The following is a 23,960-nucleotide window of genomic DNA, read 5'->3' as shown; positions in this document are numbered from 1 at the left end:
GATTGTGAATTTCATACACAGCTTCACTTCAGACTAGCGGTGGAGTGAATCAAAATATCCAGAACCCAAAGGATGACTCGCGTTTTGGGCCCGCATGAGGATCTGCAAGGGTCACATAAGCTTGACGGGCCGTTCAGGTTTGAAGCGGCAAAGAAAAAGCCCGGCGTGAGCCGGGCTGGGAGAGAGTTGCTCCCTCGATGTTTTGCTGGGGTACCTGGACTCGAACCAAGAACAAAAGAATCAGAATCTTCCGTGTTGCCAATTACACCATACCCCACAGCGTTCAGCCGCAGCCGAACCGATTTACTACTTTAGCGCATCCTGAGCCGGCTGTGGTTCACTCCCCCGCTCGAGCCGCGAAAGCTTCCGAAAATCCTCGGGAACTCGCCGAAAAAGTCGACGCTAGAGCAAGTCGCGGTTGATGACCGCGGCAACCTCAGCGCCGTCGCCCGCGGCAACGATGAGCTGCTGGGGGCCGGGCGGGGTGGCATCACCAATCGCATAGGCGCCTGTCGCGCTGGTACGGCCGGCAGCGTCCACGACAATCAGACCCTCCGCGTCGAGTGCGAGCTGCAAGCCCGCCGCAAAGTCGAGCGCCGTCTCATAGTCGGGGCGCACAAACGCGGCCTCGCGCGCGACCGTCTCGCCGTCGACAAGCACCACGCCGTTCAGGCCATCACGGTCGCCCGCGACATCCGCCACCTCACGACGATCCACGCGAACACCACGCTCCGCGAGCATCGCCTCATCAGCATCGCTCACATGGCCAACGCCCTGCGTGAAGACAATGAGGTCGCGGCTCCACTGCGAAAGCAGCAGTGCGCGCTCCGCCAAGTCATCCGTGTGCCCAATCAGCGCAATCGGCTTGTCCGCATACTCGTAACCATCACACTCCATGCACGAATGGATGCTCGTGCCATAGAACGCGCGCAGCGTCGGCAACTTCGGCAGTACCTCACGCAACCCAGTCGCGATCAGCACGGTGCGGGTCGTGACCGCGCCCCCGCGATGCGTGACGGTGAAGCCTGCGCCAGCGGTCGCCGAGGCGCCGTCGACAGCTCCATCATCGGCAGCATCAGCGGCATCCGGCCCGCCAACGCCAACCAGAGGCTCAATGCCCTCCACAATCGTGCGCTCGAACGAAACGTTCGGATACTGCTCTAGCTCCTCACGGCCCATCTTGCGAAGCTCAAGAGGAGAAATACCATCGCGGCTCAAAAAGCCGTGAGAGTGGAACGTCGCCGAGTTGCGGGGGCGATTGCTGTCGAGCACTAGAGTGCGTCGACGCGCTCGCGCCAGATTCAGCGCAGCGCTCAGTCCGGCCGGTCCGCCGCCGACAATGACAACATCCCAGTCGAACTGCTCACTCATAGCTGGGCGCGCAACGCCTTCAGGCGAACCAGTGACGATTCCTTGCCCAACAGTTCCATCGACTCGAAGAGCGGCGGGCTGATGCGACGACCAGCGATCGCGCTCCGCAAGGGTCCGAAAGCCAGTCGCGGCTTCATCTCTTTTACCTCGATGAGTTCGGCGCGCAACGCTGCCTCAATGGCATCGTGAGTCCAGGAATCGAGATCGGTCAGCACGGCAATAGCGGCATCCAGAACCTCGGGGCCCTCAGCCTTCGGCATTGCGTCGGCCTCAACCACGAGGTCGGCATCTGCCGTGAACAAGAACTGCAACAGGGCAGGCGCATCGCCCAGCAACTGCATGCGCTCCTGCACGAGAGGCGCGGCAGCAGCCAGCGTCGCGAGCTCAGCCTCGGTCGGCTCAGCCGAAATGACGTCGGCAGCAACGAGGTAGGGCACGAGACGACCAGCGAACTCCTCCGCCGAGAGCAGACGGATGTGGTCGCCATTCAGCGACTCCGCCTTCTTCACGTCGAAACGGGCCGGGTTCGGGTTCACGTTCACCACGTCGAACGCGGCAATCATTTCTTCGATCGAGAACACGTCGCGGTCAGGCGCAAGCGACCAGCCCAACAGCGAGAGGTAGTTGATGAGACCCTCGGGGATGAACCCGCGGTCGCGGTGGTGGAACAGGTTCGACTCGGGGTCGCGCTTCGAGAGCTTCTTGTTGCCCTCACCCATCACGTAAGGAAGGTGGCCGAAGCGCGGGATCGCATCCGTCAGGCCGATCTCGATAAGAGCCGTGTAGAGGGCGATCTGGCGCGGAGTGCTCGAGAGCAGGTCTTCACCGCGCAGCACGTGCGTGATGCCCATCAACGCGTCATCCACCGGGTTCACGAACGTGTACAGCGGCGCACCGTTCGGGCGCACCACAACAAAGTCAGAGAACGAACCGGCGGGGAACGTGATGTCGCCACGGACCAGGTCGTCAAAACTCAAGTCGGAGTCGGGAACACGCAAACGCAAAGCCGGCTTACGGCCCTCTTCTTTGAATGCGGCGATCTGCTCAGCGGTGAGGTCGCGCTCAAAGTTGTCGTAGCCCTGCTTGGGGTCGCGACCGTTGGCCACATTGCGGGCCTCGATCTCTTCACCGGTCGCAAAAGATTCGTAGAGGTGACCGGAAGCCTTCAGCTTCTCGATGACCTCGAGGTAGATGTCGGTGCGCTGCGACTGGCGATAAGGACCGTTCGGTCCACCAGTCTCTACGCCCTCGTCCCAGTCCAACCCCAACCAGCGCATGGCGTCGAGAAGCTGCAAGTAGCTCTCTTCGCTGTCGCGAGCGGCATCCGTATCTTCAATACGGAACACCAACTTGCCACCCATGTGGCGTGCGTAAGCCCAGTTGAACAGGGCAGTACGAATCAGCCCGACGTGGGGCGTACCCGTCGGTGACGGACAAAACCGAACGCGAACGTCGGAAGCGGTTGCAGTAGAAAATGGCGCAGACATTGCCACCATTCTAAGTCGCAGAACCGCCCTCTGCAGGCGATTCTGCGACTGCGCCTACTTAGTGAGAGAACGAACCGGGTTGCTCAGCGTGCCGATACCCTCGATCGTGATGTCGACGGTGTCGCCGTTCACGATCGGGCCAACGCCAGCAGGCGTACCGGTGAGGATGATGTCGCCGGGCAGCAACGTGAACGCCGCGGAGGCGTACGCCACTTGCGCTGCCACTGAGTGGATCATCTGGTCAACGGTGCCGTCTTGCTTGAGGTCACCGTTCACCGTGGTACGGATGCTCTGCGAACCCACCACGAATTCAGTCTCGATCACGGGCCCGAGCGGGCAGAACGTATCGAAGCCCTTGGCGCGTGACCACTGGCCATCCTTCTTCTGAAGGTCGCGAGCGGTGACATCGTTGGCAATCGTGTAGCCAAAGATGACGCTCTCAAAGTCGGCCTCGGCCACGTTCTTAGCAATGCTGCCGATGATCACGGCAAGCTCACCCTCGAACGCCACTTCTTCAGACTGCGTCGGCAGCATGATGGCATCGCCGGGACCCACGACAGACGTGTTCGGCTTGATAAACATCATGGGAGCATCCGGAACCTCGTTGCCGAGCTCCTTAGCGTGCTCGGCATAGTTGCGACCGAACGCCACGACCTTCGAACGCGGGATGACCGGCGCCAGCAACTTGATGTCCGAGAGCGGCAAGCGCTCGTCAGTGGTCTCAAAGCCGTTGAACATCGGGTCACCGGTCAGAACGACAATCTCGTCGCCGTCGATGATTCCGTAGCGGGCGCCTGCGCCAGCACTGAAACGAGCTACCTTCATGCGTCGAGCCTCATCATCCAGCCGTGCTTGTCTTCGCGACGGCCATATTGGATATCGGTGAGCTCTTCGCGCAGCGACATCGTCAGTTCGCCGGCGGGAGCATCCGCCGACCCAAATTCCACACCGTCACCCTTGAGCATGGCGATGGGCGTGATGACCGCTGCGGTACCGCACGCGAACATCTCAGTGATCTCGCCTGACTCAACGCCCTCCCGCCACTCTTCAAGAGTGACTCGGCGACGCTCGATCTTGTGGCCGCGGTCTTCCGCGAGCTGCAAAACAGAGTCGCGAGTGATGCCCTCAAGGATCGACTCGGACTGCGGCGTGATGAGCGTTCCGTCTTTTTTGACGAGAACGACGTTCATGCCGCCAAGCTCTTCGATGTACTTGCCCTCTTCGGCATCCAAGAACAGAACCTGGGCGCACCCCTGCTCTGCTGCTTCTTGCTGCGCGATAAGCGATGAGGCGTAGTTGCCGCCGGTCTTGGCCGCACCCGTTCCGCCTTTGCCTGCGCGCGTGAAGTTCGTGGAGATCCAGATCGAAACGGGAGCAACGCCACCGGTGAAGTAGGCGCCAGCCGGGCTTGCGATCACGTAATAGTTGACCTTCTTTGCCGCGCGCACTCCGAGAAATGCCTCTTTTGCGAACAGGAACGGGCGTAAGTAGAGGCTCGTCTCGGGAGCGCTCGGCACCCAGTCGCCGTCAACCGCGATGAGCTGTTTGAGCGAATCGATGAACGCCGGAACCGGAAGTTCGGGCAACGCCATGCGACGAGCGGAACGCTGCAACCGTGCACCGTTCGCCTCGGGGCGGAAGGACCAGATCGATCCGTCTTGGTGACGGAAGGCTTTGAGTCCCTCAAAGATCTCCTGCGCATAGTGCAAAACGGATGCCGCCGGGTCGAGCTGAATCGGACCATACGGCTGCACGCGGGGTCGGTGCCAGCCGCCCATCTCTGACCAACAAATGTCGACCATGTGGTCGGTGAAGCTCACACCGAAGCCAGGGTTAGCCAGAATCGCGTCACGCTCTTCGACCGAGCGGGGTTCTTGGTTCTTCTTCACCATGAAGGTGAGGGGGCGATCAGCCAGCAGATTCTTCATCAAATGTCCTTAATGACGTACAGCCACAATGGCGGTGGGTTAATTCTGCGCTACAGCGTCGGCAATTGCACTGCCAATCTCAGACGTCGAGCGTGCGGCGGTGCCGCGAGTGCTGAGATCGGCTTCCACGGCCGCCGTGACCTTAGCCGCGGCATCCGTGTGACCGGACTGTGAGAGCAGCAATGCAATCGACAGGATTGCCGCCGTAGGGTCAGCGAGTTGTTTGCCCGCAATGTCGGGCGCTGAGCCATGAACCGGCTCGAACATGGAGGGGAATTCCCCGCTCGGGTTCAAGTTGCCGGAGGCGGCCAAACCAATGCCGCCGCTGATGGCTGCTGCGAGGTCTGTAAGGATGTCACCGAAAAGGTTGTCAGTGACGATGACGTCAAATGTACTCGGTTTTGTCACGAGGAAGATAGTCGCTGCGTCAACGTGCAGGTAATCGACCGCGACATCCGGGTACTCAGCAGAAATACGGTCGACCGTGGACTGCCAGAGGCCACCCGCATAGGTGAGAACGTTGGTCTTGTGCACGAGCGTGAGCTTCCTGCGCGGGCGAGACATGGCGTGCTCGAAAGCGAAGCGAACAACGCGCTCGACGCCGTAGGCCGTGTTGAGCGAAACCTCAGTCGCGATCTCGTGAGGCGTGCCCGTGCGGATGCTGCCCCCATTGCCCACGTAGGGGCCCTCAGTACCTTCGCGCACGACAACAAAGTCGACGGCGCCGGGCTCGGCCAGCGGCGATGTGACACCGGGGAAGATCGTGGTGGGGCGCAGGTTTACGTGGTGATCGAGCGCGAACCGCAGCTTGAGCAGCAGGCCTCGCTCGATGATGCCGCCCTTGAGGCGAGGATCGCGCGGGTCTCCCCCGACAGCACCGAGCAGAATCGCGTCGTGCTTCGCGAGCTCTGCCACGTCGGAGTCTTCGAGAATGGTGCCCGACTCGAGGTAGTGGCTGGCTCCGAAGGGGAACTCGGTGGTGGAAACATCCACCCCGGTTGCCTTCAAAACTTTGAGGGCCTCGGCCACAACTTCGGGCCCAATACCATCACCGGGAATGACTGCAAGGTTTATCTGAGAAGGCATGTAAATACAGTACCGCTGCGGGGCTACTCGCGGCGTCGAGGCAGCGGGTTACGCCGGGGCGGATGCGCGCCCGTCATGACTTTCCTGAATGTTGCCTGATTGCAGGCTGAATGAGACGCGCTAAAATTGGGCTCATGAGTATTGGAACCGGAATTGTCCTCGTAGTAATCGGCGCGATTCTTACTTTCGCGCTCGATTTCCAAGTCGAAGGAGTCAACATTGACCTCATCGGCTACATCTTGATGGGTGCGGGAGTGGTCACGCTCATCATCGGCCTCGTGCTGACACTGCGCAACCGCACCTCCGTCACCACCGTGCACAACGGCACCGACGGTGCGAACGGCACCGTCAGCGAGCGTCGCACCTCAACGCGATCAGACGAAACTTTCTAACAACCACGACACTTAACGCTCACAAGGCGCGTCCCGATTGCTCGGGGCGCGCCTTGTGTGTTGCTCACACCGAGACCGGCGCGAACGAAGTAACTAAGCGTCGACGATGTCGATGGCGTGTACGTAGCGAGCGTCAATGCGCTCCCCGACGGTCGCGAGAACATCAGCGGATGCCTGCGAGTCGACCGTGAGCACGGAGAGAGCGTTGCCGCCTTCGCTTTCGCGCGCGATCTGCATGCCGGCGATGTTGATGTTGGCGTCGCCGAACTCTTTGCCGAAAACGGCAACGATTCCGGTGCGGTCTTCGTACATCATGACGATGAGGTGATCCGCGAGCGGAACCTCAATGTCGTAACCGTTGATTTCAACGATCTTCTCGAGCTGCTTGTTTCCGACCAGGGTTCCCGAAACAGAAACCTGCGAGCCGTCAGCAAGCGAACCACGGATGGTCAGCAGGTTGCGGTATTCGGGGCTCACAGCATCCGTAATCAAGCGGACGGTGAGGCCACGCTGGTCAGCGAGCAGCGGTGCGTTGACGTAGCTAACCGTCTCTGACACCACGTTCGTGAAGATGCCCTTGAGCGCAGCGAGCTTAAGCACGTTGACATCGTGTTCGACGATCTCGCCGCGAACCTCGATGTCGACGTTGGTGACGGGGCTGTCGGAGAGACCAGAGAAGACCTGGCCGAGCTTTTCCATGAGCGGGATGCCAGGGCGCACGGTCTGGTGGATGATTCCACCAGCAACGTTGACGGCGTCGGGCACGAGCTCGCCACCGAGGGCGAGACGAACAGACTTGGCTACCGAAACGCCAGCCTTCTCTTGGGCTTCAGCGGTCGAAGCGCCGAGGTGAGGCGTGACGATGGTGTTCTCAAGGTCGAGAAGCGGCGAGCCCGTGGGCGGCTCGCTCATGAAAACGTCGAGGCCGGCGCCGGCGATGCGACGCGACTTGAGGGCCGTGTAGAGGGCGTCTTCATCGATGAGGCCACCACGGGCCACGTTGACGATGTACGCGCTCGACTTCATGCGAGCAAACTGCTCGGTCGAAATCATGCCCGTCGTCTCAGGAGTCTTGGGCATGTGGATCGTGATGAAGTCCGAACGCTCGAGCAATTCGTCGAGCGAGACGAGCGTGACGCCCATCTGCTGCGCGCGAGCGGCCGTGACGTAGGGGTCATACGCGATGATGCTCGTGCCGAAGGCCTGCATCCGCTCAGTAATGAGACCACCGATACGGCCAAGGCCGATGATGCCGATCGTCTTCTCAAAGAGTTCGGTGCCCGAGTACTGCGAGCGCTTCCACTGCCCCTGCGCGAGAGCGCTGGAGGCAGCCGGAATGTGACGCGCGAGGCTCAAGATGTGCCCGACGGTCAGCTCGGCGGCCGAGATGATGTTGGAGGTAGGAGCGTTCACAACCATGACACCGGCAGCGGTAGCCGCCTTGATGTCCACGTTGTCGAGGCCAACACCGGCGCGCGCGATGACCTTCAGGCCAGGCGCGGCGGCGAGAGCATCGGCATCCATTTGGGTTGCTGAACGGATGAGAACGGCCTGCGCGTCAGAGAGCGCAGACTTCAACGCATCACGGTCAGTACCGTCAACGTTTCGAATCTCAAAGTCGGGCCCGAGGGCGTCAACTGTTGCGGGGGAAAGTTCTTCGGCGATCACGACGATCGGCTTAGCCACAGATCTGATCCTTCAATTCGCGGGGACTTCGCGCTAACACAACGAAGGCTGCTGGAGTAGACAACTACTGCAACTTTAGCGGCGACGGGACGGCCCCGTTGCCATGTGACAACTCAGTGCGACGATAGACCCATGATGGATGCCGTACAGATCGCCCAGTGGGTGTTGCGTATCGCCCTCGCGCTCGCGTTTATCGCGATGGGCGTTAGCCACTTTGTGGCCGCTCCTGCCCGCACGATGCGGGCCATGATCCCACCCGTTTTGCGGCAGCCGTGGATTCCCTCCCCCGCTGCTCTCGTCACGATTACGGGACTCTGTGAGATCGCTGGCGGACTGGGCCTGCTGTGGGAGCCGACCCGCTTTATTACCGCGATCGCGCTCATCGTGTTTCTGATTGCCGTGTTCCCGGCCAATGCTTATGCGGCCGAGCATCCGGATCGCTTCGGCAAAGCGGCGCTGCCATTCTGGCCTCGCTACTTGGGGCAGCTGGCGCTCATTGTGCTGGTCTTGCTCGCAGCGCTCTAAGAATTTCGAGCACGGCACAACGAAAGCGGCAGCACCTTCGTCTACCTAGGTAGGAGGAAACAATGATCACAAAATCGATGTTCGCAAAGTTCAGCCTGCTGGCGCTGGCAGCCTGTGCCGGTCCGGAAGATAGTTCAGACGAGCCATTGATCGATAACGGGCCCGGTCCCGGTCAGAGTGTTGAAGAGACGCCCGGCGATGCGATGCCCATCGAAGGCATCGAGGGCACGTGGCTGTATGCCGACGGCAGCGACCCCTCTGGCGCTCTCACGCTTGACGACCCGGTGACCGTCACGCTCACCATTACGAGCGACGGGCTTGCCGGGGAATCGACCTGCAACAACTACTCCGCGACGCTGGCCGGAGCCCCAGACGAGCTCACCGTTGGCCCGGTCATTTCTACTAAACGAGCGTGCACTGACCCAGCCCTCACTGATTTCGAAACGCGATACCTTGCCGCTCTCGAGACCACGTCAACCGCCATCCCCACCGGTGGCAGCCTCGTGCTGCAGGGCGACGGTGTGAATCTCAACTTCTTGCCGTCAAGTTCGCTGCCACTCGGCTAGCGCTGCGAAGCGTTGCGGCCGAAGGCCCGAACACGTGGCACGAACACGTGGGGCGTGCACTCACCCCGAACAGGGCTCGGTGCACGCTCCCAGAACCCCCAGTTCGCGGCTAAACAGCATTGACGGGTCGGGTTCTCACCCGAATATCACCCTCACAGTGGAACAATCAATTCATGGATCAGCGGTTTAGCCGCCAGCTTGCTCTAACCAACTTCGGCGAGGCGGCGCAAAAGAATTTGGCGCGCTCTCGCGTGCTCGTGATTGGCGCGGGTGGCGTCGGCAGTACGGTCATTCCGTCGCTCGCCGCGGCTGGCGTCGGCACCGTTGGTGTCATCGACGATGACCGTGTTGAGCTCAGTAATTTGCACCGCCAACACATCCATCGTCTATTGGATGTCGGCCACAAGAAGGTCGTGTCGGCCGTTGAACGCGTCGCCGATCTCAGCCCCGCGACCACCATCATTGCGATCGATGCCAAGCTCACTCCGCACAACGCTCTTGAGCTTTTTGCGGACTACGACCTCGTCGTCGACGGCAGCGACAACTACGCCACTCACTACCTGGCCGCGGATGCCGCGGAGATTACCGGCATCCCGCTCGTGTGGGGCGTCGCTTGCGAGTTCTGGGCTCAGGCCGGAGTGTCGTGGCCTGCTCGTGGCGCGGGCTTCCGAGACCTGTACCCGCTGCCGCCCGAGACCGCGACGATTGACACCAACGTGATGCACGGCATTTTTCCCGGCGCCGTGAGCGTCGTGGCCTCCATCGTGACGAGCGAGGCGATCAAGATCGCAGCCCAGATCGGCACAACACTGCTGAACCGGGCCACGAACTATGACGCTCTCGCCGGCGAATTCTCCACTGAGCCGTTCGAGCGCGCAGCCGACGCAACGGCCATCACCGAGCTCGCCGACTATCGCCACCTCTTCGCCTACTCGCCTCTCGACGAGTGGCCCACGGGCTAGCTCGTTAGCTCTACGAACCCGACGTCGTTTCGCCTCGCGTGAGTGCCGCAGAAGCTACCGCCCCGACGTCGTCAGACGATCCTTGATGGTCCAGCGCGCCCACCGAGCTCGGCTAATCGCGATCAGGCCGACCGCGATCGCGATGATGAACGCCGCGATGCCAAGAACGTACACGAGCACGCCACCCCACCCGTCGGGACCATTGGGTTCCAAGAAGGGGTACGGAAACCAGCCGTCGAGCAAGCCGCGCACGATCGTGAAGGCCAACCACGCGATCGGGTAGATGACCACAATGCGCACGTCGCGCATCCGCAACACCGGTCGTGCCGGCGAGAACAGCCAGTCAAGCAGCAAGAACAGCGGCACCCACACGTGAATGACTTCGTTGGGCCACTGAACCCCCACGTAGCCCTCGTCGGGCAGCCCGCGCAGCAGCACGTTGTAGACCACGGCGGTCACGACCGCGTACGAGACGACGGATGCTCGCAGCACGCCCAATAGGCTCGACTCGGCCCGCAGGCGCACGGCCACCAGCCCGCTCAGCGCAAGAATCACGACGTTGATCAGGCTCGACTGAATAGTGAAGTAGCTGTAGTACTCCACCGCCACAAAGTCGTTGTGAATGGACTCGTCGATCACTTGGGTAGCGATGCTCGCGAGCACGAGCGCCGAGGCGATCAGTCGAAGTACTCCGACGAATCGAAGGGCTTTCGGCAGCGTTCCCACGAAAGCGAAGTCGCGGGATTGGGGGGATTTGCGCTGCACGTTCGTCGTCACTCCGACAGACTAGTCTGCAGAGTCTCGATCAACGGAGGAGTTCAGCATGCCATTCACGGATCACCACGGGAATGAGCTGCGCAGTTTGCCATTGGTCTACCGATTGGACCGCGACTTTCAGGTCGCCGAAGCGTTTTGCTGGCGCGACCCGCGCCCTGGTGGCACGGCGATCGAGGTTCCGGCGCACGATGCTTCGCTGCCGCCTACCGAGGGCAACAGCACAGACTTCGCCTCGGTTCCGCCGTTTCTGTGGGGGCTTATCGCCAGCTATGGCAAGCAGACTCTCGCCGCGATTCTGCATGACCACCTCACTCACCAGACTCGGCTTGCCCCCGCTGGCGAGCGCCTGGCGCTGCGCCGCGTGGCCGATGAGACGTTCCGTGTCGCCCTCGTTGATAGCGGCGTTCACCAGTTGCGTGCGCGTGTCATGTGGACCGCCGTCGGCATCGAACGCTACGCCCGCCACGGTGGGGTTCTCGGCTGGCTCATCATCGCGCAGCTAGCGCTGGGAATAGCGGCACTCGTGGCAGCCGTTGCGCTGGGCGTTGCCGTGCATCCGCTCTGGTTCCTGCTCGCCGCAGCGCCCGCCGTGCTCGCCGTTGTCTGGGGCAAGGATGCCAACCTCATGCTCGCGTCGACCTATCTTGGTGCGCTCTACGCTCCCCTCGTCGCCGCCGCCTTCATCGGCTCACGGCTTGAGCAGTTCTTGGCGTTCATCATTTGGGTTGCCTCGGGAACGCCAGGCCCCGTCCCGAAGGCAGAACCGACCCTGCGCTGGCCCAACCACGGCACCACGCTGCCGCCGCTTTAGTGATGCGCGAAGTCTCGGCACAGCGTCACCTAGCTGCTTCCCACGTTCGCGCCGCGTTAACGACCACCGGCCGCCCCGCAGAAGCGGAACGGCCGGTGGTGTGACGAGCGAAAGTTAGCGTGCTGCTGAACCGTCGGTGTAGTCGTTGTCTTGCTGCTTCCAAGCGAAGAGAGCGCGCAGCTCCTTGCCGGTTGCTTCGATGGGGTGGTTCTGGCCCTTTTCACGCAGGGCGAGGAACTCGGCTCCGCCAGCATCCTGGTCTTTGATGAAGCGGTCTGCGAAGGCACCCGACTGAATGTCTGCGAGAACAGCCTTCATGTTCTCCTTGACCGACTCATCGATGACGCGGGGGCCCGAAACGTAGTCGCCGTACTCAGCGGTGTCAGAAACGCTCCAACGTTGCTTGGCGATGCCGCCCTCCCACATGAGGTCAACGATGAGCTTGAGCTCGTGAAGCACCTCGAAGTAAGCGATCTGCGGCTGGTAGCCAGCCTCGATGAGGGTTTCGAAGCCGTACTGAACGAGCTGCGAGGTTCCACCACAGAGAACAGCCTGCTCACCGAACAGGTCGGTCTCAGTCTCTTCGGTGAACGTGGTCTTGATGCCACCGGCGCGAAGTCCACCGATTGCCTTGGAGTACGACCATGCGAGGTCCCAAGCGGAACCACTGGCGTCGTTTTCGACGGCAACGATCACGGGAACGCCACGGCCGGCTTCGTATTCGCGGCGAACGGTGTGACCCGGTCCCTTGGGCGCGACGAGAATGACGTCGACGTCGGCCGGAGCGTCGATGTAACCGAAACGGATGTTGAAGCCGTGACCGAAGACGAGCGTGTTGCCGGCTTCAAGGTTGTCCTTGATATCGGCGGCGTAGAGGCCACGCTGGTGCTGGTCGGGAGCAAGGATCACGACAACGTCAGCCCACTTGGCTGCCTCGGCACTCGAGAGCACCTCGAAGCCAGCGTCGGCAGCCTTCGCGGTGCTCTTCGAGCCCTCCTTGAGGCCGATCTTGACCTCAACACCGGAGTCGCGCAGGTTGAGTGCGTGAGCGTGGCCCTGTGAGCCATAGCCGATAACGGCAACCTTCTTGCCCTGGATGAGCGCGAGGTCAGCGTCTTTGTCGTAAAAGATCTCAGTCACAGTTGTGATTCTCCTTAGTTGTTGTTCTGTTAGTTCTTGAAAACGCGGTCGGTAATGCTCTTGGAACCGCGGCCCATGGCCAGCAATCCACTCTGAGCGATTTCTTTGATCCCGTAGGGCTCGAGCACTCGCAAGAATGCTTGAATCTTGCCCGAGTCACCCGTGGTTTCGATGACGAGCGCATCGGATGCGACATCAACTACACGGGCACGGAACAGGTTTACCGCTTCGAGAATTTGTGAGCGCGTCGTGTTGTCGACGCGCACCTTGATGAGCAGGTGCTCGCGGGTTACCGACTGTTCAGGGTCGAGTTCCACGATCTTGATCACGTTGATGAGCTTGTTGAGTTGCTTCGTGACCTGCTCCAGGGGGAGTTCTTCGACATCCACCACAACGGTGATGCGCGAGAGGCCTTCGATTTCGCTCGAGCCCACAGCCAGCGACTGGATGTTGAACCCGCGACGAGCGAACAGCCCGGCAACGCGGGTCAGCAGACCCGGCTTGTCTTCTACGAGCAGAGAAAGTACGTGACTCATCGCTTTACTCCTCTTCCCACTCGGGGGCATGGTCGCGGGCGTACTGCACGCTCGAGTTTCCGACGCCCTGGGGCACCATCGGCCACACCATCGAGTCGCGGCTCACCACGAAGTCGATGACCACGGGGCGGTCATTGGTCTCGAGCGCCAGCTTGATGGCGGGGTCGATTTCCTCTTTCTTCGTGACGCGGATGGCGAGGCAACCGTAGGCGTCGGCCAGCTTCACGAAGTCGGGGATCATGACGGTGTCGTGACCGGTGTTGAGGTCGGTGAACGAGTGGCGTCCGTCGTAGAACAGCGTCTGCCACTGGCGAACCATTCCGAGGCTGGAGTTGTTGATAACCGCGACCTTGATCGGGATCTTGTTGATCGTGCAGGTAGCCAATTCTTGATTGGTCATCTGGAAGCAACCGTCGCCGTCAATCGCCCACACGGGGCGATCGGGGTTCGCGACCTTAGCGCCCATAGCAGCGGGCACACCGTACCCCATGGTTCCCGCGCCACCCGAGTTCAACCACGAGTTGGGACGATCGTGCTTGATGAACTGGGCAGACCACATTTGGTGCTGACCGACACCGGCAGCGAAAATGCCCTCGGGGCCCGTGATTTCACCGATGCGCTGGATCACGTATTGCGGTGACAGCAGTCCGTCATCCGGCTCTGTGAAGCCAAGCGGAAACTGGTTGCGCAGCGAGTTGAGGCGCTCCCACCACTCGGTGTAGTCGGGCTTCGTCGTGGTGATCGTGTCGGAGTATGCCGCCGTTAGGTCGATGATGACGTCTTTTGCGTCACCCACGATCGGCACTTCAGCCGCACGAATCTTGCCGATTTCCGCGGGGTCGATGTCAACGTGAACGACCTTCGCGAGAGGCGCAAACTCACTCGGCTTACCCGTAACGCGGTCGTCGAAACGTGCGCCGAGCGAAATGAGAAGATCGGACTCTTGGATCGCGAGAACCGCAGGCACAGAGCCGTGCATTCCCGGCATCCCGAGGTTCAATTCGTTGGAATCGGGGAACGCACCGCGAGCCATCAGCGTGGTCACGACTGGCGCGCCGACAAGAGTTGCCAATTCGAGGAGTTCAGCAGACGCACCGGAACGAACAACGCCGCCACCGACGTAGAACACGGGGCGCTCGGCCTCAGCCAGCATCTGCGCTGCAGCCTGAACCTGCTTGCCGTGCGCCTTCATGACGGGGCGGTAGCCGGGCAGGTCGACCTTGGGCGGCCAGATAAAAGGGGCAGATGCCTGCTGGCAGTCCTTAGTGACGTCGACGAGAACCGGGCCAGGACGCCCCGTCGTTGCGATGTGATACGCCGCCGCGAGGGTAGCCGGGATGTCTTCCGGCTTAGAGACGAGAAACGAGTGCTTCGTGATCGGCATCGTAATGCCCGAAATGTCGACCTCTTGAAAAGCGTCGGTTCCCATGGAGGTCGAGAAGACCTGACCGGTGATCGCGAGCAGCGGCACGGAATCCATGTGGGCATCCGCGATGGCCGTCACAAGGTTCGTAGCACCCGGACCCGACGTCGCAATGCAGACACCGAGCTTTCCGGATGACGAAGCGTAGCCCTCCGCAGCGTGACCAGCACCCTGCTCGTGGCGAACCAAAATGTGACGAATAGCAGTGGATGCCATGAGTTCGTCGTAGAAGGGCATGATGGCGCCGCCGGGCAAGCCGAAGACGTCTTTCACGCCCAACTTTTCCAGACTGCGCAGAATTGCACCTGAGCCGGTCACAATTTCCGGCGTAGTGCTCTTCGGCCGCGGTGCGGGTTCAGAGGACATGTGTAAATCCTTTAAGTCGAATGGTGAGCTGGCGCTAACTGGTGACCGCGCCGCGAGCAGCGGACTGCACAAGCTTCGAATACTTGGCAAGAACGCCTCGCGTGTAACGCGGAGGGAGGGGGGCCCAGCCTTTTCGGCGGGCTTCGAGCTCAGCGGAGTCGACAAGTAAGTCGAGCGAGCGAGCTGCGATATTGACCCGTATCAGATCACCATCGCGCACGAAGGCAATAGGACCTGCGTCTACTGCTTCGGGAGCTATGTGGCCGATGCACAGCCCGGTTGTGCCGCCTGAGAATCGTCCGTCCGTCAAGAGTAGTACATCTTTTCCGAGTCCAGCGCCCTTAATAGCCGCCGTGATCGCCAGCATTTCACGCATACCGGGGCCACCCTTGGGGCCTTCGTAGCGAATGACCACAACCGAGCCCGCCTCGATAGTGCCCGCGGTGAGAGCATCCAGAGCTTCACGCTCGCGTTCGAAGACGCGCGCAGGGCCCTCGAACTCTGCGAGATCGAAGCCAGCGGTCTTCACCACGGCACCCTCGGGAGCCAGCGAACCCTTGAGGATCGTGAGGCCACCGGTGGGGTGGATGGGGTTATCGAAGGTGCGCAAAACTTCACCGTCAAGAGGATCAATATCCATCTCGGCGAGGTTCTCGGCAACAGTTTTTCCGGTGACGGTGAGCGCGTCACCGTGCAGCAGGCCCTCTTCGAGGAGCGCCTTCATGAGCACGGGAAGTCCACCGTGACGATCGACATCGTTCATGACGTACTTACCGAACGGCTTGAGGTCGCCCAAGTGCGGCACCTTGTCTCCGATGCGGTTGAAATCGTCGAGCGTGAGCTCAACTTCCGCTTCACTGGCGATCGCAAGAATGTGCAGCACTACGTTGGTCGAACCACCGAGGGCCATCGCAACAGTAATGGCGTTCTCGAAGGCCTTCTTGGTCATGATGTCGCGCGAGGTGATACCCAGGCGCAGCAGGTTTACGACGGCTTCGCCCGAACGGTGCGCGAAGTAGTCGCGACGACGGTCGGCGGAGGCGGGGCTCGCCGAGCCCGGAAGGCTCATTCCCAGCGCTTCCGCCACGCTTGCCATCGTGTTGGCCGTGTACATGCCGCCACAGGCGCCCTCGCCGGGAGCGAAAGCACACTCGATGCGCTTGGCATCGGCTTCGGTCATCCGGCCAGCCTTGACCGCGCCGACAGCCTCGAAGGAGTCGATGATCGTGATGTCTTTTTCGGTGCCATCGCTGAGCTTGACCCAGCCCGGAGCGATCGAACCGGCGTAGAGGAACACGGAGGAGAGGTTCAGTCGAGCCGCCGCCATCAGCATTCCCGGCAGCGACTTGTCGCAACCGGCGAGCGTGACAGAACCATCGAGGCGCTCGGCTTCCATCACGACCTCAACCGAGTCAGCAATGACCTCGCGGCTCACCAGCGAGAAGTGCATCCCCTCGTGCCCCATCGAGATACCGTCGGAAACGCTGACGGTGCCGAACTGCAGGGGGTATCCCCCGCCGGCGTGCACGCCCTCCTTTGCGGCCTGCGCAAGACGGTCGAGCGAGAGATTGCAGGGAGTGATCTCGTTCCACGAGCTCGCAATACCGATCTGCGGCTTCTCCCAGTCTGCATCTCCCATGCCCACGGCGCGAAGCATTCCGCGCGACGTTGTCGCTTCAATTCCGTCAGTGACAGTGCGTGAACGTGGCTTGATATCGATCGAATTGCTCTCAGACATGCTTCGAGTTTAGGGCTTCGCGAAACCTCAGTTTGCCCGCGCCGATACCACGGCTTCCCGACGATCGGCCAGAATCGCCAAAACCTGTGCAATTTCGGCAGTTCCCGCCACCCGCAACCGTGCTGCCGAGGGAGCATCCCCCACTCGCACACCAAGATCGTCCGGGCCAAGAACAACGATCGCATCCTCGTCGGTGGTGTCGTCGCCGGCAAAGAAAACGGCATCCGCACCGGTGTACTCACGGAGACGTTTGATCGCGTCACCCTTGTCAGCGTCGTGGATGGCAAATTCGACGATGTTCTTGCCAAAGCGCGTCGTAAGGCCGGGAATCTCAGCCTCGACTCGCGTAACTGCTTGGTGTGTCAAGCGTTCGGCATCTTCGGTGCTGGACATACGTACGTGGAGCGCACGACCGGCAGGCTTTAGTTCGACCCATGCGCCATCAGCACTGTCGGCAAGCTCGTGCATAAGCGCATCAAGCTTCTCGAGGGCCGCCGTGTTCTCGGCGCTCATCGGTAACGGGGAGTCGCCCTCGTCGAGGCGATACTCGAGCCCGTGCGATCCGCCAAACAAGACGCGGTCACCGAGATGGGCGACGTGCTCGAGACTGTCGAGTGCCCGCCCTGAAACCAGAGCAACACGAGTGTCGGCGAAGTCGAGCATCCGCAGCAATTGCTCGTGGGCTGCGGGAATAGCGCGGGCCTCCAGCGGATCATCGACCTCAGGCGCCAAGGTGCCGTCGAAATCGAGCGCAATCAGCAGAGTGCGGGCTGTGACGAGCTGCTCAACAGCCGCCTCGATCTCGGAGGCAGTCGAATAGGTCACGGCTTCTTGACTCGCTTTCGTTCGATGGTCCACTCAACCTCTTCGGCCATCTCGAGCGGGGCTATACGGCGGTGACGATCGGAACGCGTCGCCGCCAAATTTTTGAGAAACGCGTTCGACCAGCGCTCGACATCGTGGTCAAGTACACGCTTGCGCATCGAACGCATCCGAGTTGCACGATCAGCCTTGGGCATATTGATTGCTCGAAGCATCGAACTCTTCAAACCGTCAATGTCGTGCGGGTTAATAAGAAGTGCTTTACGCAACTCTTCGGAGGCCCCGGCGAACTCGCTCAGAATCAGCACCCCATCGTTGTCGAAGCGAGCGGCCACATACTCTTTCGCCACGAGGTTCATGCCGTCGCGCAGGGCGGTAACCAGCAATACGTCGGCGGCGAGATACAGCGCAACCATCTCTTCACGAGGGAAGCCCTGGTGAAGGTAGTTGATCGGAGCATGACTCAAGGTACTGAATTCTCCATTGATGCGACCCACGGTGAGCTCAATCTCATCTCGCAAGTGCATGTAAGCCTCAACGCGTTCACGACTGGGGCTCGCAACTTGGATAAGCGCAACATCGCCCACCTCGATGGCGCCGTCACGTAAGAGTTCGCCATATGCCTTCAACCGGTGGCGAATGCCCTTCGTATAGTCGAGGCGGTCGACGCCAAACATGACAGTCTTCGGGTTGCCGAGACCCTTGCGAATGTCACGGGCACGCTGCTGGATCGCGGGGTCACGAGCAAGCTCTTCAAAGCTGCGTGCATCAATCGAAATCGGGAAAGCCTTAGCGACGACACGGCGGGTCGGTTGCCCCTCGATCGTGACTTCGATAGCGGGATTCTTGGTCGGATGATTCGTGAGACGACGAACCGCCGAAGAGAAATTGGAAGCATCAGACGAACGCTGGAAACCCACAACATCGGCACCGAGCATCCCCTCGATGATCTGCGTGCGCCACGGCAGCTGCGCGAAAATTCCATAGGGCGGAAAAGGAATGTGGTTGAAGAATCCGATCGTGAGGTCGGGGCGCTTCTCACGCAGCATGCGCGGCACGAGCTGCAACTGGTAATCCTGAACCCACACCACCGCGCCTTCCGCGCTGTTCGCAGCGGCGGCATCCGCAAACCGTTGGTTCACAGCAACGTAATCGTCCCACCACTCTCGGTGATAGGCCGGAGGCGCAATGACGTCATGGTAGAGCGGCCAGAGGGTATCGTTGCTGAATCCCTCGTAGTACTCCTCGATATCTTGAGTGCTGAGCGGAACGGGGATGATCTGGATGCCGTCATTCTGGAAAGGCTCGACATCGAGGTCGGGCTTACCTGCCCAACCAACCCACGCGCCGTCGGCTTTCTGCATGATCGGTTCGAGAGCAGTAACGAGACCACCTGGCGAGCGCTTCCACGTGAGAGAACCGTCGTCTTCGATGGTGCAATCCACGGGGAGCCGGTTCGAAACCACCACGAAGTCGTATTCAGCAGGAGAAGAATTCTTCTGTGATTCCGTCATGGAGCTAAGTTACCAGCGAGCCCTGCAATCCGGCTGAGGATTGCGTTACTAGACCATTTCTTTTCTGTGACGGAACCGAGACATCCGCTAAGCCGTCTGCGGCGGGACACGATTCGCGAGGGACTCTTTAGCTAGTCACTTTCCCTGCATCACCCGTCGCTCGCTTAGTGCGCTCGAGAGTCGGCCGCCGACAGGATAGCTCCGGTCGCGGCCAATTTTCGTATGCGCTTCACCGCGAACACTGACAGCGCGACGCTCACCACGCCGAGCGCCAGCAGAGCGAAGGCGGCGGTGATCGCGGATTGCGGGCTACCGCCCGACACAATCGTGTACATCCCCTCAACGGCATAGGTCAGCGGCAAGAACGGGCTCACTGCTTGGAACGGCGCCGCCACGGCCTCGATCGGATACACGCCGCCTGTAGAGGTCAGCTGAATCGCGAGCAAGAAGAGCGAAATCACGAGCCCTCCGCGCCCCAGCGCTGCGATCAAGAAGTAGTGGAACGCCGCGAACGCCAGCGCCATCAGCACCGCGAAACCGGCCGTCGCGGGAGCGAGCGCCCACTCGACTCCCACCACCACGTGCAACAACAGCACGAGCAGCACCGCTTGCACGACGGTGACCACGGATGCCCGGATCAACGTTGCCGCCACAATGCGCCCGTTGCGAGCCGTGGATGACAGCGAACGGTACGAGGGAAGCGTCAGCACCAAGAACACGGCCAGCGCTCCCAGCCACAACCCGAGCGGGATGAAAAAGGCAGCGATTGCGTGCGCGGGCTCAGACACCTCGTTATCGGTCGTGACCGCCAACGTAATTGGCTCAGCGGCAATCTCGGCGTTCGTAGCGGTGTCGGAAACGTCATCGGCGGTCGGCACGAGAGCAGCGCCCTCGCTCAAGCCAGTGGAGAGTTCCTTGGCCCCCGAGGTTAGCTCTTTCGCTCCTGTGGTGAGCGGCCCAGATCCCTCAGCGAGTTGCGAAGCCCCCGACGCGCTCTGGGAGATTCCGTATTGAATGCCGCCAACGGCATCCGCCGTTTGAGTCTTCAGCGTTCCGCCGCCTGCGGAGGCCTGATTGAGGCCGTCAACGACAGCCTGAAGCGTGCCCTTCAGTTGCGGATCAGTAATTTGCGCTTGGATGGCGGGGTTGATCGCCGCGAGAGTGGAGGCAAGCTGCGAAACGCCGGCGGTGTACTCGCTGACTCCGGTCGTGAGCCCCGACAAATTTGAAGCGCCGTAGTTGAGATCAGCGAGACCGGATGACAGAGAGTCGACACCCTCGGTGTAGCTGGTGAGCCCGGTCGAAAGGTCTGTCGCGCCATCCGCTAGCTGGGTAGCGCCGTCGGCGGCATCGGAGAGCGCTCCCCCGAGTTCACCCACGCTCGCGTAGATTCCGTCGATGTACTGAGAGGTGATCGCACGCCCAAAGGTATCGGTCATGGATTGACCGACGACCTGAGCCACCGAGCCGGTGAGGTAGCTGTGCGAATCGTCAGTGCGAATTGAAATCTGGGCCTGCGAAGGGGCGTCGGTCGAGAGCGACAGGATCGACTCCGAGAACTCGGTGGGCACCGTGAGGATCGCGTAGACGTCACCACGGGCGAGCGCTTCTTCGGCATCGCTTGAGTTGGTGATCGTCCATTCGAAGCCATCGGCTCCGGTGAGCTCTGTGACGAGCTGGCGACCAGCGAAAACAATCTGCTCTTCGCCCTCTGGCGTGGTCGTGGTCTGCAATTCGTCGTTGTTCACGAGAGCAACCGGGATGTTGTCGATCGCGCTCTCGCCGTCGCCTGCGGCGGCAACGAAGAGTCCGGTGAAGGCAAGCGGGAGAACCGCGACCGCAACGAAACCGATGATGGTTAGCCAGCGTCGACGCGGAATCGCGGTGGGGTATGAGGTGCTCATCGAAGGAGTCCTTCCGGGGCAAGCAGGTAGAGATCGACGACAATCACGGCACGGTCTCCGCGATCGATTTCACTGGCAGCGGTCACCGGTCTTCCGGTGCCAAACAGGATGGTCACGCTGGGGTCAGCCAGTCGTGTGACGGCGGTGAGGAACACAGCCTCATCCTCCGCTTCGGCGAACTGATCGAAGCGATCGAAGAACACGACATCGGTGCCTTCGGCAAGACCGATCGCCGCGAGCGCAATCGACCGCTCCAACTGAGGCAGGGCGTTGACGTTGGTGTCGGGCGCGATGGGAATTGTGCGGCGAGCGGTTACGTCGGCGAGCACGTCGTTGACGCGCGAAATCCAGCTCGCAACGGTAGCCGAAGTGCGCGGAGTGCGCCTCCAGTGCTGGGTCATTTCGATGCGTTCACGCAGCATGGCATCCATCGACGTGGCATCTTCGCTGTACGGCGTTCCTCCGATTTCGGAGAGGGCAACTCGTTTGTTCACCTGCTCTGAGTGCGAAGGCAGCGGGTACCCGAGCACTTGCACCATTCCCGAGACGGGAGGAAGGATGCCCGAAAGCGTTGCTCCCATGATGCGGCGGTCGTGGCGGTCTCCCGATGCAATCACGACGGCGCCACGGGGCACCGCCAGTGAGATTGGACCAAGGCCACGCTGGGCTGTGCCCGCGACAAGGTATTCAGCGCTCATCGAGAGCGCGGACTGGGTGGATGCCCACTCCAATTCGTGACGGTGCTCCCGTAATTGCTCGCCCTCGATGTCCACGTTGGGAAGTAGTTTGTCGAGCCATGCCGGTAGCCACCAGGCGGCGTTGCCGAAGAGCGCCATGAGGGCGGGAACGAGCGTCATCCGCACGAGGAAGGCATCGAAGGCGATACCAACGGCAAGGCCGAGGGCGATGGGTTTGATCGTTCCGCTGCCTTCGGGCACGAAGGCAAAGAAGACGAAGAACATGATGAGTGCGGCGGCGGTAACGACCCGGGCGCTACTCGCGAAGCCGTGGCGCACAGAGGAGAGCGCTTTGCCGGTCTTCACGAACTCTTCCCGCATTCCCGAGACCAAGAACACTTCGTAGTCCATGGCCAAGCCGAAGAGCACCGCCATCAACAGAATGGGCATGAAGCTCAGGATGGGGCCGGGGTTGTCGACGCCGATGAGGTCGCCGAGCCATCCCCACTGGAAGACCGCCACCACAACGCCGAACGACGCGACGACGGAGAGCAAGAAGCCCACCGCCGCCTTGATCGGCACCAGCACCGAGCGGAACACCATCATCAGCAGCAGGATTGACAACCCCACCACGATCAGACCAAAAGGCACCAGCGCGTTGCTGAGCCGGTTAGAAATGTCGATACCGATAGCGGTGGTACCCGTCACGAAGATCGGGATGTCGTACTTGCGCTCCATTTCAGGAGCGAGATCGCGAATCGTTTGCACGAGCGCTTTGGTTTCTTCAGAGTCCGGCGAGCTGGACGGAGTGACCTGGATGATCGCCGTGTCGAGTCCTTCATCGGGGAAGCCCTGCGAGACGAAGTCGACGTCATCGAGCTTCTCAAGATCGGCCGCGATCGCTTCGAGGTCATCCTGAATGTCGATCGTCTGAGTGATGTCGAGGGCGACAACGAGCGGGCCGTTGTAGCCAGGGCCAAAGCCTTCGGTCACGAGGTCAAACGCTTCGCGTTGGGTAGAGCCTTCGGGCTCCGAACCGCCATCGGGCAAGCTCAGCGTGAGGCTCGCGGCCGGAATCGCCACCGTGCCGAGAATCGCTACGACGGCGATCGTCGCCAGCCACGGGTGCTTCGTGACACCGCGCACCCAGCGTGCGCCCATGCTGCGGCTTTCGTCGGCGGATGCCGTGAAGCGTCGCTGCGCCCGCGAGCCGGTCTTGGGGATCATTCGCGCTCCCGCCAGCCCCAACAGGGCGGGCAACAAGGTCGTGGCAACCCCCATCGCGATGAAGACTGCAACGGCGGCACCAATGCCCATCACGCTCAGGAATGGAATGCCGACAACGAGCAATCCGAGCAGCGCGATGATGACGGTGACTCCGGCAAAGATCACGGCGCTCCCGGCCGTTCCGACCGCCATCGCGGCTGATTCTTCGGGTTCTTCGCCGTGCGCGAGCTGTGCCCGATGCCTCGACACAATGAACAGGGCGTAGTCGATTCCGACCGCTAACCCGATCATGAGCGCGAGCAGCGGCGCGGAACTCGACACGGTCGTGAAGGCGGAGAGGGTCGTGATCAGCCCCATCACGATTCCGACGCCGATGAGGGCACTCAGCAGCGGCATCCCGGCGGCAAGCAGGGATCCGAACGTGATGACCAACACGAGGCCAGCGAATACAACACCAATCACTTCGGTGACGGTGAGACCGAATGACGTGTCTTGAAAGACCTGGCCGCCGAACTCAACGCGCAGTCCGGCATCCTCACCGATGGTGGCGGTATCGACGAGTTCTTCAAGGGTCGCCACGGTGACATCGGTCGCGACGCCGTCAAACTGCACTCGGATGATCGCCATGCTGTGGTCGTCAGAAATGGCCTTGCCCGCATACTCATCGAAGGGGCTCACCGCCGAATCGATACCGTCAATGCGATCGATAGCGGCCGTGATCCGCTCGATCACTGCTTCGGAACTTTCGATGCGTGAACCATCGTCATCAACAATGACGGCTGTTGCGGATGCTCCCGCCACCGAGGGGAACACCGCCTCGAGCCGGTCGAGAGCGGCTTGCGACTCGGTGCCAGGGATCTCGAACGACTCTTGAGTTTGGCCTCCCAGCGCGATGCCTCCGCCGAGGGTTCCGCCCACGAGCAGCAGCCAGACCACCAGAACACGCCACGGATGACGGTACGAGAATCGACCGAGTCGGTAGAGAAGTGTTGCCACGGGTGCTCCGATTCTGGGTGCTGTAG

Annotated in this window: 20 protein-coding genes and 1 tRNA gene; 5 read left to right on the top strand and 16 right to left on the bottom strand. The window is 61.2% G+C overall.

Annotated features, from left to right (window positions below):
- Positions 1-205: 205 nt before the first annotated feature.
- The 6 genes from ACR3YK_RS09315 to ACR3YK_RS09290 all read right to left on the bottom strand — a co-directional run bounded on the left by ACR3YK_RS09315 (position 206) and on the right by ACR3YK_RS09290 (position 5,872).
- A tRNA-Gln gene (locus ACR3YK_RS09315) sits at positions 206-277 on the bottom strand.
- Between the two features lie 125 nt (positions 278-402).
- The gene (locus ACR3YK_RS09310; RefSeq protein ID WP_486174611.1) at positions 403-1,371 is read right to left on the bottom strand and encodes an NAD(P)/FAD-dependent oxidoreductase; all 969 of its coding nucleotides are present in this window, start codon (positions 1,369-1,371) and stop codon (positions 403-405) included.
- Positions 1,368-2,858 carry a glutamate--tRNA ligase gene (gltX, locus tag ACR3YK_RS09305; protein WP_486174610.1) on the bottom strand — a complete coding sequence of 497 codons (1,491 nt, stop codon included), beginning with the start codon at positions 2,856-2,858 and terminating at the stop codon, positions 1,368-1,370. Before gltX ends, ACR3YK_RS09310 begins: the two co-directional genes overlap by 4 nt.
- A gap of 54 nt (positions 2,859-2,912) precedes the next feature.
- Positions 2,913-3,683, bottom strand: a complete 771-nt coding sequence (locus ACR3YK_RS09300) for a fumarylacetoacetate hydrolase family protein (RefSeq protein ID WP_486174609.1) — start codon at positions 3,681-3,683, stop codon at positions 2,913-2,915.
- On the bottom strand, positions 3,680-4,786 hold the full coding sequence (locus tag ACR3YK_RS09295; RefSeq protein WP_486174608.1) for a branched-chain amino acid aminotransferase: 1,107 nt from the start codon (positions 4,784-4,786) through the stop codon (positions 3,680-3,682). Before ACR3YK_RS09295 ends, ACR3YK_RS09300 begins: the two co-directional genes overlap by 4 nt.
- Positions 4,787-4,825: 39 nt before the next feature.
- Positions 4,826-5,872, bottom strand: coding sequence for a 3-isopropylmalate dehydrogenase (locus tag ACR3YK_RS09290; protein ID WP_486174607.1), 1,047 nt, complete (start codon positions 5,870-5,872; stop codon positions 4,826-4,828).
- Between the two features lie 134 nt (positions 5,873-6,006).
- Between ACR3YK_RS09290 and ACR3YK_RS09285 the strand changes: the two genes are divergently transcribed.
- On the top strand, positions 6,007-6,264 hold the full coding sequence (locus ACR3YK_RS09285; RefSeq protein WP_486174606.1) for a DUF6458 family protein: 258 nt from the start codon (positions 6,007-6,009) through the stop codon (positions 6,262-6,264).
- A 93-nt stretch (positions 6,265-6,357) separates the two neighbouring features.
- Here the strand turns inward: ACR3YK_RS09285 and serA are convergent, their stop codons facing one another.
- On the bottom strand, positions 6,358-7,950 hold the full coding sequence (gene serA / locus ACR3YK_RS09280; RefSeq protein ID WP_486174605.1) for a phosphoglycerate dehydrogenase: 1,593 nt from the start codon (positions 7,948-7,950) through the stop codon (positions 6,358-6,360).
- A gap of 132 nt (positions 7,951-8,082) precedes the next feature.
- On the opposite strand from serA, the gene ACR3YK_RS09275 reads away from it, so the two are divergent.
- The 3 genes from ACR3YK_RS09275 (at position 8,083) to ACR3YK_RS09265 (ending at position 10,003) form a co-directional block, all read left to right on the top strand.
- A complete protein-coding gene (locus tag ACR3YK_RS09275; RefSeq protein WP_486174604.1) occupies positions 8,083-8,475 on the top strand; it encodes a DoxX family protein in 393 nt (130 codons plus the stop codon).
- Positions 8,476-8,537: 62 nt separating this feature from the next.
- On the top strand, positions 8,538-9,041 hold the full coding sequence (locus ACR3YK_RS09270; RefSeq protein WP_486174603.1) for an META domain-containing protein: 504 nt from the start codon (positions 8,538-8,540) through the stop codon (positions 9,039-9,041).
- A gap of 173 nt (positions 9,042-9,214) precedes the next feature.
- Positions 9,215-10,003: a HesA/MoeB/ThiF family protein gene (locus ACR3YK_RS09265; protein WP_486174602.1), complete on the top strand. Its 789-nt coding sequence runs from the start codon at positions 9,215-9,217 to the stop codon at positions 10,001-10,003.
- Between the two features lie 54 nt (positions 10,004-10,057).
- On the opposite strand, the gene ACR3YK_RS09260 is transcribed toward ACR3YK_RS09265, so the two are convergent.
- Positions 10,058-10,780 carry a Pr6Pr family membrane protein gene (locus ACR3YK_RS09260; RefSeq protein WP_486174601.1) on the bottom strand — a complete coding sequence of 241 codons (723 nt, stop codon included), beginning with the start codon at positions 10,778-10,780 and terminating at the stop codon, positions 10,058-10,060.
- Between the two features lie 46 nt (positions 10,781-10,826).
- On the opposite strand from ACR3YK_RS09260, the gene ACR3YK_RS09255 reads away from it, so the two are divergent.
- Positions 10,827-11,591, top strand: a complete 765-nt coding sequence (locus ACR3YK_RS09255; protein ID WP_486174600.1) for a DUF1353 domain-containing protein — start codon at positions 10,827-10,829, stop codon at positions 11,589-11,591.
- A 114-nt stretch (positions 11,592-11,705) separates the two neighbouring features.
- Here ACR3YK_RS09255 and ilvC read toward each other — a convergent pair whose 3' ends face one another.
- The 8 genes from ilvC to ACR3YK_RS09215 form a co-directional block, all read right to left on the bottom strand.
- On the bottom strand, positions 11,706-12,731 hold the full coding sequence (gene ilvC, locus ACR3YK_RS09250) for a ketol-acid reductoisomerase (RefSeq protein WP_486174599.1): 1,026 nt from the start codon (positions 12,729-12,731) through the stop codon (positions 11,706-11,708).
- 29 nt (positions 12,732-12,760) lie between these two features.
- Positions 12,761-13,267 (bottom strand): acetolactate synthase small subunit, encoded by a 507-nt coding sequence (ilvN, locus tag ACR3YK_RS09245; RefSeq protein ID WP_486174598.1) that lies wholly within the window; start codon positions 13,265-13,267, stop codon positions 12,761-12,763.
- Positions 13,268-13,271: 4 nt separating this feature from the next.
- Positions 13,272-15,056 carry an acetolactate synthase large subunit gene (locus ACR3YK_RS09240; protein WP_486174597.1) on the bottom strand — a complete coding sequence of 595 codons (1,785 nt, stop codon included), beginning with the start codon at positions 15,054-15,056 and terminating at the stop codon, positions 13,272-13,274.
- A gap of 34 nt (positions 15,057-15,090) precedes the next feature.
- Positions 15,091-16,794 carry a dihydroxy-acid dehydratase gene (gene ilvD / locus ACR3YK_RS09235; protein WP_486174596.1) on the bottom strand — a complete coding sequence of 568 codons (1,704 nt, stop codon included), beginning with the start codon at positions 16,792-16,794 and terminating at the stop codon, positions 15,091-15,093.
- A gap of 27 nt (positions 16,795-16,821) precedes the next feature.
- Entirely contained in the window at positions 16,822-17,619 is a 798-nt protein-coding gene (gene otsB, locus ACR3YK_RS09230; protein ID WP_486174595.1) for a trehalose-phosphatase, read from the bottom strand.
- Positions 17,616-19,130 carry an alpha,alpha-trehalose-phosphate synthase (UDP-forming) gene (gene otsA, locus ACR3YK_RS09225; protein ID WP_486174594.1) on the bottom strand — a complete coding sequence of 505 codons (1,515 nt, stop codon included), beginning with the start codon at positions 19,128-19,130 and terminating at the stop codon, positions 17,616-17,618. Before otsA ends, otsB begins: the two co-directional genes overlap by 4 nt.
- 164 nt (positions 19,131-19,294) lie before the next feature.
- The gene (locus tag ACR3YK_RS09220; RefSeq protein WP_486174593.1) at positions 19,295-21,034 is read right to left on the bottom strand and encodes a YhgE/Pip family protein; all 1,740 of its coding nucleotides are present in this window, start codon (positions 21,032-21,034) and stop codon (positions 19,295-19,297) included.
- Positions 21,031-23,934, bottom strand: a complete 2,904-nt coding sequence (locus tag ACR3YK_RS09215; protein WP_486174592.1) for an MMPL family transporter — start codon at positions 23,932-23,934, stop codon at positions 21,031-21,033. Before ACR3YK_RS09215 ends, ACR3YK_RS09220 begins: the two co-directional genes overlap by 4 nt.
- Between the last annotated feature and the right edge of the window lie 26 nt (positions 23,935-23,960).

Source organism: Salinibacterium sp. 10G20-15 (genome assembly GCF_057365065.1).
Note: the sequence above shows the minus strand (reverse complement) of the source record. Positions and strands in the feature narration are given on the sequence as shown.